This window comes from Erwinia persicina NBRC 102418, assembly GCF_001571305.1.
Classification (GTDB): Bacteria; Pseudomonadota; Gammaproteobacteria; order Enterobacterales; family Enterobacteriaceae; genus Erwinia; species Erwinia persicina.
Genome location: NZ_BCTN01000013.1, coordinates 22,693 through 34,662, shown reverse-complemented (window position 1 = coordinate 34,662; position 11,970 = coordinate 22,693). Strand labels below are relative to the sequence as shown.

The 11,970-nt window shown below is 57.8% G+C and carries 11 protein-coding genes; 7 read left to right on the top strand and 4 right to left on the bottom strand.

Annotated elements, in window-relative coordinates; all coding sequences use genetic code 11:
- Positions 1-107 precede the first annotated feature (107 nt).
- From EPE01S_RS14755 to EPE01S_RS14745, 3 genes are all read left to right on the top strand, one after another.
- On the top strand, positions 108-1,709 hold the full coding sequence (locus tag EPE01S_RS14755; protein ID WP_062746505.1) for an inorganic phosphate transporter: 1,602 nt from the start codon (positions 108-110) through the stop codon (positions 1,707-1,709).
- A 14-nt stretch (positions 1,710-1,723) separates the two neighbouring features.
- Positions 1,724-2,641 carry a polyphosphate kinase 2 gene (ppk2, locus tag EPE01S_RS14750; RefSeq protein WP_062746503.1) on the top strand — a complete coding sequence of 306 codons (918 nt, stop codon included), beginning with the start codon at positions 1,724-1,726 and terminating at the stop codon, positions 2,639-2,641.
- Positions 2,642-2,798: 157 nt separating this feature from the next.
- Positions 2,799-3,545, top strand: a complete 747-nt coding sequence (locus EPE01S_RS14745; RefSeq protein ID WP_062746500.1) for an SDR family NAD(P)-dependent oxidoreductase — start codon at positions 2,799-2,801, stop codon at positions 3,543-3,545.
- A 30-nt stretch (positions 3,546-3,575) separates the two neighbouring features.
- Here EPE01S_RS14745 and dusC read toward each other — a convergent pair whose 3' ends face one another.
- Both dusC and rhlE read right to left on the bottom strand, forming a co-directional pair.
- A complete protein-coding gene (gene dusC, locus EPE01S_RS14740; protein ID WP_062746498.1) occupies positions 3,576-4,520 on the bottom strand; it encodes a tRNA dihydrouridine(16) synthase DusC in 945 nt (314 codons plus the stop codon).
- Positions 4,521-4,575: 55 nt separating this feature from the next.
- Positions 4,576-6,015, bottom strand: a complete 1,440-nt coding sequence (rhlE, locus tag EPE01S_RS14735) for an ATP-dependent RNA helicase RhlE (RefSeq protein WP_062746496.1) — start codon at positions 6,013-6,015, stop codon at positions 4,576-4,578.
- Positions 6,016-6,286: 271 nt separating this feature from the next.
- Between rhlE and EPE01S_RS14730 the strand changes: the two genes are divergently transcribed.
- On the top strand, positions 6,287-7,426 hold the full coding sequence (locus EPE01S_RS14730; RefSeq protein ID WP_062746494.1) for an MFS transporter: 1,140 nt from the start codon (positions 6,287-6,289) through the stop codon (positions 7,424-7,426).
- Positions 7,427-7,459: 33 nt separating this feature from the next.
- On the opposite strand, the gene EPE01S_RS14725 is transcribed toward EPE01S_RS14730, so the two are convergent.
- Complete coding sequence (locus EPE01S_RS14725; RefSeq protein WP_062746492.1) at positions 7,460-7,849, bottom strand: YbhQ family protein; 390 nt, start codon at positions 7,847-7,849, stop codon at positions 7,460-7,462.
- 182 nt (positions 7,850-8,031) lie between these two features.
- On the opposite strand from EPE01S_RS14725, the gene EPE01S_RS14720 reads away from it, so the two are divergent.
- The 3 genes from EPE01S_RS14720 to EPE01S_RS14710 are packed head-to-tail and all read left to right on the top strand — an operon-like array spanning position 8,032 to position 10,984.
- On the top strand, positions 8,032-8,793 hold the full coding sequence (locus EPE01S_RS14720) for an endonuclease/exonuclease/phosphatase family protein (protein ID WP_062746490.1): 762 nt from the start codon (positions 8,032-8,034) through the stop codon (positions 8,791-8,793).
- On the top strand, positions 8,790-10,034 hold the full coding sequence (clsB, locus tag EPE01S_RS14715) for a cardiolipin synthase ClsB (RefSeq protein ID WP_062746487.1): 1,245 nt from the start codon (positions 8,790-8,792) through the stop codon (positions 10,032-10,034). Before EPE01S_RS14720 ends, clsB begins: the two co-directional genes overlap by 4 nt.
- The gene (locus EPE01S_RS14710) at positions 10,034-10,984 is read left to right on the top strand and encodes a lysylphosphatidylglycerol synthase domain-containing protein (protein ID WP_062746485.1); all 951 of its coding nucleotides are present in this window, start codon (positions 10,034-10,036) and stop codon (positions 10,982-10,984) included. Before clsB ends, EPE01S_RS14710 begins: the two co-directional genes overlap by 1 nt.
- Before the next feature lie 76 nt (positions 10,985-11,060).
- Here the strand turns inward: EPE01S_RS14710 and EPE01S_RS14705 are convergent, their stop codons facing one another.
- The gene (locus tag EPE01S_RS14705; protein ID WP_062746483.1) at positions 11,061-11,771 is read right to left on the bottom strand and encodes a Bax inhibitor-1/YccA family protein; all 711 of its coding nucleotides are present in this window, start codon (positions 11,769-11,771) and stop codon (positions 11,061-11,063) included.
- Positions 11,772-11,970 lie beyond the last annotated feature (199 nt).

Genomic DNA, 11,970 nt, shown 5'->3' with positions numbered 1-11,970 from the left:
AAAATATCCCGCAACGACGTCATTGTTCTGTCACATAACCTGCGTATCACCGAGTGTGGTTATCCCCTGTCCGACTTCTGCCGCTTAGCCGATGCCAGTGAGGTTATATGAGTGATAATGCCGCCCTGCAACGAGGCCAGCCCGCCCGCCCCGTTTATCCTGAAACCAGCCGTCGTTCGGTGATCATTTTTCTGCTGCTGTTAATCCTCGGTATCGCCTTTGCCGGGGTCAATCTGTTTAACGATGTCAGCGACTCCGGCGCAACCTTTACCAGCTATGTGCCTTTTTTGTTACTGGGTATGGCGCTGCTGATCGCGCTCGGCTTTGAGTTCGTCAACGGCTTTCACGATACCGCCAACGCTGTGGCTACCGTGATTTATACCCACTCGATGCCCCCGGGACTGGCGGTGGTGTGGTCCGGTTTCTTCAACTTTCTTGGCGTGCTGCTCTCCAGCGGCGTGGTCGCCTTCGGCATTATTTCCCTGCTCCCGGTGGAGCTGATCCTGCAGGCCGGAACCGGGGGCGGTTTTGCCATGGTCTACGCCCTGCTCTTTTCCGCGATTATCTGGAATCTGGGGACCTGGTGGTTCGGTCTGCCCGCCTCATCATCGCATACGTTAATCGGGTCGATCATCGGCGTGGGGGTGGCGAACGCCCTGATCCATGGTCGTACCGGCACCAGCGGTGTGGACTGGGGCCAGGCGCTGAAAGTCGGCTATGCGCTGGTTCTGTCGCCGGTTATCGGTTTTGTCTGTGCCGCCGCGCTGCTGCTGTTAATGAAAAAAGTGCTTAAAAATCGGGCGCTGTACACGGCACCTGAGGGTAACAAACCGCCCCCGGGCTGGATCCGCGGGCTGCTGATCCTCACCTGCACCGGGGTCTCCTTTGCCCATGGTTCAAACGACGGGCAGAAAGGCATGGGCTTGATTATGCTGATCCTGGTCGGCACGATGCCGATCGCTTACGCCCTGAACCGGTCGATTCCGGCAGACCACATTCCTCAGGTGGCTGCACTGGCAACGGTCACGCAGCAGGAGCTGCGCGCGCTGACGCCGGATCAGACTTCCAGTATTTCCCCGCGTGAGGTGCTGACGGAATATGTGCGCACCGGGACCCTCGTTCCCGCCGTGCTCCCGGCACTGGCAGATTTAACCGGCCGCATCGGCCAGCAAATTCGCCAGTACGGCGCGGTGGATAAGATCCCGGCGCAGGCAGTATCCAATACCCGTAATGATATGTACCTGACCTCAGAAGCCATTAAGCATCTTAAAAGCGACGAAAAGGTGCAAATCCCTGAGCAGACCCGACACAACCTGGATGCGTTCAGGGGCGAGCTGGACAATGCCACCCGCTACATCCCGTGGTGGGTGAAGGTGGTGGTGGCGATAGCCCTCGGGCTCGGCACCATGGTCGGCTGGCGGCGTATTGTCACCACTGTCGGTGAAAAAATTGGTAAGACTCACCTGACCTATGCACAGGGGGCCAGTGCAGAACTGGTGGCGATGACCACCATTGGCGCGGCCGATATCTTTGGTCTGCCGGTTTCGACCACGCATGTCCTCTCCTCCGGCGTGGCGGGGACGATGGCGGCTAACCGATCCGGCCTGCAGATGTCCACGCTGCGCAACCTGATGATGGCCTGGATACTGACCCTGCCCGTTTCCATTTTACTTTCGGCCAGCCTGTACTGGCTGTTTACCCATTTCTAACCGGGAGATGATGTATGGCTATGCAAGGTAACGATTTCTCATCTGAGACCTTTCACCACCGCTTACTGCAGGATTTTTACGACAGCTACGATGAAGAGCTGGAAATGGAGCTGGACGACCTGCGCTTCGGCAGTGAAGAGAAAATGGAGCCGGACGAAAAAGCCTGGCGTAAGCACTATTTCCGCGAACTGCTGCGGCTGCAGGGCGAGCTGGTGAAAATGCAGGACTGGGTGATGCGCACCGGTCACCGCATGGTCATTATCTTTGAAGGCCGCGATGCCGCAGGCAAAGGCGGGGTGATAAAACGCATCACCCAGCGCCTGAATCCGCGCACCTGTCGCGTTGCCGCCCTGCCCGCCCCGAACGATCGCGAGCGTACCCAGTGGTACTTCCAGCGCTATATTGCTCATCTGCCGGCGGCGGGTGAAATGGTGCTGTTCGACCGCAGCTGGTACAACCGCGCGGGGGTGGAACGGGTGATGGGTTTCTGCAACGAGCAGGAGGTGGAAGAATTTTTCCGCAGCGTGCCGGAGTTTGAAAGAATGCTGACGCGCAGCGGCATTCAGATCGTCAAATACTGGTTTTCCATCACCGACGAAGAGCAGGAGCTGCGTTTTCTCAGCCGCATTCACGACCCGCTTAAGCAGTGGAAACTCAGTCCGATGGATCTGGAGAGCCGCCGCCGCTGGGAAGAGTACACCGAGGCCAAAGAGGTGATGCTGTCGCGCACCCACATTGACGAAGCGCCATGGTGGGTGGTTCAGGGCGTGGACAAGAAAAAGGCCCGTCTGAACTGCATCAGTCATTTACTGCGCCAGGTGCCGTATGAGGACAGTGAAATAAAACCGATTACCCTGCCCGTACGCGAACGCAGCGAGGACTATCACCGCGCCCCGGTACCCAACGAGATGATCGTGCCGGAAGTCTATTAACCCTGGCGGGGCAACGCACGGTTGCCCCTTTTTACAGGTCGCAGCGGCTTGAAAAGTGATGGTCTTCCTACAGAAAAATACCTTACGCAGTCGATGCCAAACGGCGGGAGAGGATTCTGATTAGTGTGATGAGGTCATCACACAGGGAGAACCCACCATGAGATTTCATAATAAGGTTGCTATTGTCACCGGCGGGGCCAGCGGTATTGGTGCCGCAACCGTCACCCGCCTTGCCAATGAAGGTGCCAGCGTAGTGATTGCCGACCTCAATGACAAAGCGGGCCAGGCCTTCGCTCATCAGCTGACCGGGCAGGGATACAGCGTGCTGTTTGTTCATACCGACGTCACCGACCCGGCGCACAATGTGCAACTGATCGAAAAGACAGTGGCCCACTTTCACCGGCTGGATCTGGTGTTTGCTAATGCCGGCATCGACATCGACGCCCCGGCAGATCGTCTGGCGGTGGAACACTGGCAAAAAACCATTGATGTGAATCTGACCGGCGTCTTTCTGCTGAACCAGGCGGCTATCCGTTACTGGCTGGGGCAGCAGCAAACGGGGATCATCGTCAACTGTGGTTCGATTCACAGCTGGGTAGGCAGACACGGACTGACCGCTTACAGTGCGGCAAAAGGAGGCGTCCGGCTGCTGACCAAAACCTTGTCCAGCGACTACGCGGCGCACGGGATCCGCATCAATGCGGTGTGTCCCGGCTATATTGACACGCCGCTGCTGGAGAATCAGAGCGCAGAGGAAAAAAAGATCCTGCAGAAACGGCATGCTATTGGTCGCTTTGGCCGGCCGGAAGAAGTGGCCAGCGTGGTCGCGTTTCTGTTCAGCAACGACGCGTCATTTGTTAGCGGCGCGGCGCTTCTGGTGGACGGAGGCTATGTCGCGCAGTGATGCGCCAGGTGGGTTGACCGGGCAATCAGGTCAACCCTGCCCCTCGATTGCGCTAATCACCTGCGCAATCTCTGCCGAGGTTTGCTGCATCCTGACCTGCATAAACAGATCGGTCGCTTCGCTGTACTCTTTACGCAGATACCCCAGCCACTGTTTGATGCGCGCCATATGGTACAGACCGGTATCGCCCTGCTTCTCAAGCCTGACGTATTTTTGCAGCAGTTGCACCACCTGCGGCCACGGCATTCGCGCTTCGTTATATTTAATTACCCGGCTGAGGTTAGGCACATTGAGTGCCCCGCGTCCGATCATCACCGCGTCACAGCCCGTCGCCGCCATGCAGTCCTGTGCGCTCTGCCAGTCCCAGATCTCGCCGTTGGCGATCACCGGAATGGACAGCCGCTGACGAATATCGCCTATCGCCGCCCAGTTGATGGCCTCCGCACGGTAGCCGTCCGCTTTCGTACGGCCGTGTACGGCGAGCTCTGTCGCGCCGGCCTGCTGCACCGCATCGGCAATTTCAAACTGACGTGCGCCAGAATCCCAGCCCAGACGAATTTTCACCGTCACCGGCAGGTGAGCAGGCACCGCCGCACGCATGGCCTTCGCGCCCTGATAAATCAGTTCGGGGTCTTTTAACAGCGTGGCACCGCCGCCGCTGCCGTTAACGGTTTTCGACGGACAGCCACAGTTGAGATCTACGCCCCAGGAGCCAAGCTCCACGGCACGGGCAGCATTCTCCGCCAGCCACTGCGGATACTGACCCAGCAGCTGGATACGCACGCGGGTACCTGACGGCGTGCGGCTGTCATGATCAAGTTCGGGGCAGAGACGCTGAAAACATTTCACCGGCAGGAGTGCATCCACCACCCGCAGAAATTCGGTAATACAGAGGTCGTAGTCGTTAACGTCGGTCAGCAGTTCACGCACCAGCGAATCGAGAACGCCTTCCATCGGGGCAAGTAATACGCGCATGGTAAACCTGTGGAGAGTGAAAAACAGGGGGAGGCGGGCGCCTCCCCCCGATCAATTAGCCGTTGTTACTTGGCGTAGAACGGCGCGGACGGGTTTTGTTGACGCGCGGTGCGCCAGCGTTGCCGCCTTCAGGACGGGCACCGCGTGCGGCACCGGTGCTGCTGCCGTTGGCATTGCCCTGACGACGTTCGCCGCTGTTGCCGCCACCGCCGTTACCGCTACGGTTGCCGCTGGCGCTGCGATCGCCGCTGCTGTTGCTACGCTGGCCTGGTGCGCCGCGACCGCGTCCACCGCCGCCACCGGCACCGCCACGCTGCTGCTGGCGACCGTTAACGATCGGTTCCGCTTTGATGCTCGGGTCGGGCTCATAGCCTTCAATCGCCATACGTGGGATTTCACGCTTCAGCACACGCTCGATATCACGCAGCAGCTTCAGCTCATCGACACAGACCAGCGACAGCGCTTCACCTACCGCCGCCGCACGACCGGTACGCCCGATACGGTGAACATAGTCTTCCGGTACGTTTGGCAGCTCGTAGTTAACCACGTGTGGCAATTCTTCAATGTCGATACCACGGGCGGCGATATCGGTCGCCACCAGCACACGAATTTTGCCTTCTTTAAAGTCGCTCAGTGCGCGGGTACGTGCACCCTGGCTCTTATTACCGTGGATCGCTGCGGCAGTAATGCCGTCTTTGTTCAGCTGTTCGGCCAGATGGTTAGCGCCGTGTTTGGTGCGGGTAAAGACCAGCACCTGCTGCCAGTTATCACGACCAATCAGGAAGGATAACAGCTCACGCTTACGCTTTTTATCCACCATATGCACATGCTGCGTCACCTGCTCAGAAGCGGTGTTGCGGCGGGCCACGGAAACCTGCTCCGGGTTGTGCAGCAGTTTTTCCGCCAGGATTTTGATCTCATCAGAGAAAGTGGCGGAGAACAGCAGGTTCTGACGCTTAGCCGGCAGTTTTGCCAGCACGCGACGGATATCGTGGATGAAGCCCATATCCAGCATACGGTCGGCTTCATCAAGGACCAGGATTTCAACCTGTGACAGGTCGAGTGCATTCTGGTGCTCAAGATCCAGCAGGCGACCCGGGGTCGCGACCAGTACATCCACACCGCCACGCAGCTTCATCATCTGCGGGTTGATGCTGACGCCACCAAAGACGACCAGCGAACGCATATCCAGATACTTACTGTATTCCTGCACGTTTTCGCCCACCTGAGCCGCCAGTTCGCGGGTCGGGGTCAAAATCAGTGCGCGCACCGGGCGACGGCCCTTCGGGTGCGGGTTGTTGCTGCTTAACAGCTGCAGCAGTGGCAGAGTAAAGCCTGCCGTTTTACCGGTACCGGTCTGAGCGCTGGCCATCAGGTCGCGGCCTGCCAGTACGACCGGAATGGCCTGACGCTGGATTGGCGTCGGCTCGTTGTAGCCCTGTTCTGCAACAGCGCGCAAAATATCGGCATTAAGGCCGAGAGAATCAAATGACATAAAGTTGACTGACTCCGGATCCGCCCTGACCGCATAGCGGTGTAGTTTCCAGGGGGAGAGTTGACGCCAGGATTACGCCTGACGCTTGAATGAGAGCACAAACCACGGTGCGGAAGCTCGGGATTATAACAGATCCGCCAGCAACACAGGGAGTTATTCTTATCGGGTTATCCGAAAATGCGCTACAGGCTGTAACAACACACAAAGGATCACTTGCCGCTATGCACAACGAATTAACATAAAGACACATTTTGTCATAAAAGGATTGTCCATGAGGCTGTTACTTCCCCTGCTCGCCCTGTTGTTGTTGGGACTGAATCTGCGGCCAGTGCTCGCCCTGCCCGGCCCGCTGCTTGCGGCCATCCAGCAGGACACACTGTTAACCAGCAGCGCGGCCGGTTTACTCAGTATGCTGCCGGTGATGGCCATGGGGCTGTGCGCGCTGGCGGGCAGCTATTTACAGCGCTGGCCGGGAACCTTTCGCGGCGTGCTGCTGGGGGCTGTGATTATTGCCGGTGCCTGCGCGCTGCGCGGCATCTGGTGGCAGCCCGCCGGACTGATTGCCACTGCCCTGCTGGCAGGCATCGGTATTGCGCTGGTGCAGGCCCTGCTGCCCGGCTGGATCAAGCAGCATTATCCGCAGCACAGCAGCCGTCTGATGGGGCTGTACACTACCGCGATCATGGGCGGGGCCGCACTGGCGGCGGCCAGCGCAGCCCCGCTGGCGCTGGCGATTAGCTGGCAGAGTACCCTCGCTCTGTGGGGGCTTCCTGCCCTGTTGGCAGCGGTAATGTGGTATTGCTGCGGGCAGACAAGTGCTCCGCGTCAGACCACGACGGCCCCGGCCCCGCTCCACCGGCGCGCCTGGCTGCTGATGTTTTACTTCGGTATTGGCACCGGGGCCTATACGCTGGTGCTGGCCTGGCTGCCGCCGTTCTTCGTGCAGCAGGGCTGGTCACCCCAGCACAGCGGCTATCTGCTGGCCGGACTGACGCTGACCGAGGTGGTTGCCGGACTGCTGGTGGCGACGCTGATCCCACGCTTTCACGACCGCCGGCGCCTGTTACTGCCGGTTCTCGGGCTGCTGCTGGCCGGACTGATTTGCCTGATGCTGGCCCCTTCCACTCTGGCGCTGCTGGCGATACTCCTGCTGGGGCTGGGCATCGGCGCACTGTTTCCGCTGTCGCTGATTGTGACTCTCGATCAGGCTGAGACGCCGCAGCAGGCGGGAAAACTGATGGGGTTTGTCCAGGGGGGAGGCTATATGATTGCCAGCCTGATGCCGCTGCTGGCAGGCGTGATCCGCCAGATGCTGGGCGATTTACAGCAGGCGTTTAGCGTGATGGCGGCAGGCGTGGTGGTGTTGCTAATCATGACGCTGTGGCTGAAACCACAGGGAGAGAATGAATAAACGAACGGGCCACCGAAGTGGCCCGTTGAAGGTTTAGCGTGGACGCTGGCTTGGCTGCGTCCGCTCTTTCACCAGCAGTGACACCAGCGCAGGACCTGCCAGCATCACGACACCCGCCACACACAGCAGCAGGTTGTTATGGACAACCCGTGACAACACCAGCAGCACCAGCATCGCGGCACCAAAATAGTACGTGGTGGTCACGTCTTCCAGGAAATCGCCAATACGCCGCAGGCGCGGCATACGCTGGGTCAGTAACATCGCGGCAAATACGCTGGCATACATCGCCAGTAAAATCATGCTGACCTGCAGCAGGGCCTGATGTTTCCACCCCCACACCAGCGCGGCGATCAGCAGCAGGTGCAGTGCGATATGTACGCAGGTTTGTCCAGTGACAATCTGAATACGATTAGACCATTTCATGCTTTTCTCCCGGCATCTTCAACAGAGGATGCCCAAGCGGGTTACTGACCGGTGTCAGTAACAACTTTCCTCAGACTAACGTAGTTTTCGGAATATGCTGCAAATTAACGCATATCTCGCCACACTTTTGTGACAAAGACTACACTTTATCCTTCATTAATTCTGAAGGTAGTGTCATTAGTATGTCACAAAAAACGCAAGGATTTTCATTTAAAGTCCTGACGATAAACACACATATGGGTTTCAACGCCTTCAACCGCCGCTTTATTCTGCCTGAACTGCGCGATGCGGTGCGGGCCACCGGTGCGGATATTGTGCTGTTGCAGGAGGTGATGGGTAGTCATGCTCTGCACGAACTGAAGGTGGAAAACTGGCCTGAAACCCCCCATTACGAATTTCTGGCAGATACCATGTGGGAAGATTTTGCCTATGGACGTAACGCAGTCTATCCGGAGGGACATCACGGGAATGCTGTGCTGTCACGCCTGCCGATCGTCGATTATCACAACCGGGATATCTCGGTTGAGGGTACGGAAAAACGCGGGATTTTACACTGCCAGATACAGGTGCCAGACTCTGCAGTCATACTGCATATTTTCTGCGTGCATCTTGGCCTGCGCGAAGCCCATCGCCAGCAGCAGCTGAAAAAAATGTGCCAGCTGGTTAACGCGCTGCCGAAAGATGCCCCCGTGGTGATTGCAGGTGATTTTAATGACTGGCGACAAAAGGCTAATGCGATCCTCAAGCGCGAAGCCGGAATGGAAGAGGTGTTCAGCCGTAAAAATGGCCGCCCGGCGCGCACCTTCCCTGCCCGCTTTCCGCTGCTGCGTCTTGACCGCATTTATGTCCGTAACGCGGGGATCAGTCACCCGCAAACCATTCCGTTACGGCCCTGGTCGCACCTGTCCGACCATGCGCCGCTTGCCGTGGAGATCCACTTATGAATATGGAATGGCGTGAAGGCAACCACATCAAACTGCTGGAAAATGGCGAAGAGTTCTTCCCCCGGGTGTTCGGCGCAATCCGTCGTGCAGAGCACAGTCTGCTGCTGGAAACGTTTATCCTGTTTAATGATGACGTCGGCCAGGCGCTTCATGCAGAGCTGCTGGCTGCCGCAGAGCGCGGGGTAAAAATTGAAATGATGGTGGACGGCTACGGTTCACCAGACCTGCCGGACGACTTTGTTCACAGTCTGACGACGCGGGGCGTACGGTTTATCTATTACGACCCGCGCCCCCCGCTGATGGGGATGCGCACCAACCTCTTTCGTCGTCTGCATCGCAAAATTGTGGTCATCGACGGCGTGATAGCCTTTGTCGGCGGGATTAACTACTCCGCCGAGCACAATGCCAGCTATGGCCCGGAGGCCAAGCAGGACTATGCGGTGGAAGTGAAGGGCCCCATCGTCGATGACCTCGCCCAGTACGTGCAGCAGCAGATGGGCAGTGAGCAAAAACTGCGGCACTGGTGGGATCACCGTTCACACCGTCCGGCGCGAAATAACAAGCCGGGCGATGCGCAGGCGCTGCTGGTCTGGCGCGATAACGATCAACACCGTGACGATATCGAACAGCACTACATCGAAATGCTGAAAACGGCGAAGCGGGACGTGATCATCGCCAACGCCTACTTCTTCCCCGGCTACCGCCTGCTGCGCGAGATGCGTCAGGCCGCTCGCCGTGGCGTACGCGTGCGGCTTATCGTGCAGGGTAAGCCGGACATGCCGATTGTCAAAGTGGGGGCGGAGCTGTTGTACAACTACCTGGTCGAAGGCGGGGTGGAGGTTTATGAATACTGCCGCCGTCCCCTGCATGCCAAAATTGCGGTACAGGATGCGCAGTGGTCGACTGTCGGCTCCAGTAATCTTGACCCCCTGAGCCTGTCGCTGAATCTGGAGGCCAATCTGATCATCCACGATCGTGATTTCAATCAGCAGATACGCGACAACCTGGAAGGCCTGCTGTCTGCAGACTGCCAGCGAGTCCTGGAAAGCCAGCTTCCGAAGCGGAACTGGTGGCAGTTAAGCAAAAATATTGTGGTGTTCCATTTCCTGCGCCACTTCCCGGCCATCGCCGGGTGGCTGCCTGCGCACACGCCGAGGCTTACCCAGGTGCCGACCCCGGTTCAGCCGGAGATGGAAACCCAGGATCGTATTGAAACCGAAAACGGCGAGGCAAAATCCTGATGGCCAACTCTTCTTTACTGTGGAAACGCACTCGCAAAGTCCTGACCGGATTGTTCTTCCTCGCCGTCATTGTGCTGCTGGTGGTCTATGCGCGCCAGGTGAACTGGGGCGACGTATGGGACGTGGTGATCAATTACAACCGCGTGGCTATTTTTGGATCGGTGGCGCTGGTGGTGGTCAGCTACCTGACCTATGGCCTGTATGACCTGATTGGCCGCGCCTACTGCGGGCACAAACTGGAAAAACGCCAGGTGATGCTGGTGTCCTTCATCTGCTACGCCTTCAATCTGACGCTCAGTACCTGGGTGGGCGGCGTGGCGATGCGCTATCGCCTTTACTCCCGGCTGGGGCTGGAGGGCAGCACGATCACCCGCATCTTTTCACTGAGTATTGCCACTAACTGGCTGGGGTATGTGCTGGTCGCCGGCGTGGTCTTCAGCGCAGGGATGGTCAGCGTGCCCGGTGGCTGGTTTATTGGCGCAGGCACCTTACGTATTACGGGCATCGCCCTGCTGGCCTTTGTTGTGGTTTATCTGGCGCTGTGTGCGTTTTCCCGACGCCGTCACTGGACCATCAAAGGGCAGAAACTTGCGCTGCCGTCGCTGCGTATGGCGCTGATTCAGTTTGCCGTATCCAGCGCTAACTGGCTGGTGATGGGGGCCATCATCTGGCTGCTGCTGATGCAGAAAGTCGACTTCCCTCAGGTGCTGGGGGTGCTGCTGATCAGCAGTATCGCAGGCGTGATTATTCATATCCCTGCCGGGATTGGCGTGCTGGAAGCGGTGTTCCTTGCCCTGTTACAGGGGGAGCCCATTTCGCACGGGGCGATCATTGCGGCACTACTGGCCTATCGCGTGCTCTATTTTATTGCCCCTCTCCTGCTGGCACTGGTGCTGTACCTGTGGCTGGAAAGCCGGGCGAAGTCACTACGGGCAAAAAATCTGGCATAAAAAAGGGGCGACCCGGAAATGAAGGTCGCCCCTGGCCGCACGAATACAGGGGGCCGTGTTCCGGCCCCCTGCTTCGTTAACGACGGTTACCGAAAATACGCAGCAGCATCAGGAACAGGTTAATGAAGTCAAGGTACAGCGTCAGCGCCCCCATAATCGAGAAGCGACGCAGATTTTCTTTGTCCTCAACGTCAATCCCCTCACCAATGTTTTTCAGCTTCTGGGTGTCATAAGCCGTCAGACCTACAAACACCACCACCCCGATATAGGTCACTGCCCACATCAGCGCGGTACTTTTCAGCCAGATATTAACCAGCGAAGCCAACACAATCCCAATCAGCGCCATAAACAGCATGCTGCCCATGCCGCTCAGGTCACGTTTGGTGGTGTAACCCCACAGGCTCATCGCCCCGAACATGCCGCCGGTCACCAGGAAGGTGCTGGCAATGGATGAATAGGTGTAAACCAGGAAAATACTGGCCATCGTCAACCCGGTCAGCGCCGAGTAGAGCATAAACAACCCGGTGGCCACGGCCCCGCTGAGCTTATGCACCATCCCCGACAGGACGAAAACCAGCCCCAGTTGCACAATGATCAGACCAAAGAAGGTGATGCGATTGGCAAAGACCAGTTCCATCACCTGCGGCGTATTGGCCGCAAACCAGGAAACAAAGGCCGTCAGCAGCAGACCACAGGTCATCCAGCCGTAAACCTGCGCCATATAAACAGACAGGCCGGTGCTGGCACGCTGCACGATTGAATCACTTGGACGTGGATATCGGTCCATGATGCTCCCCTTAAAAGGTGAATGAAAAAAACGGTGATATCTTTGCAAGTCTGGCACAGAGTCCCCTGCCAGCGCCAGCCTAATGCAGCCCTCTTTTTTCACATGTTGCCTGCCCATTGAAGATGCGAAGAAATAAATCCACGGTGGATAAAGATTGTGCATTTGTTGCCGATAGATCGCTCACAGGGAAGATTTTGTT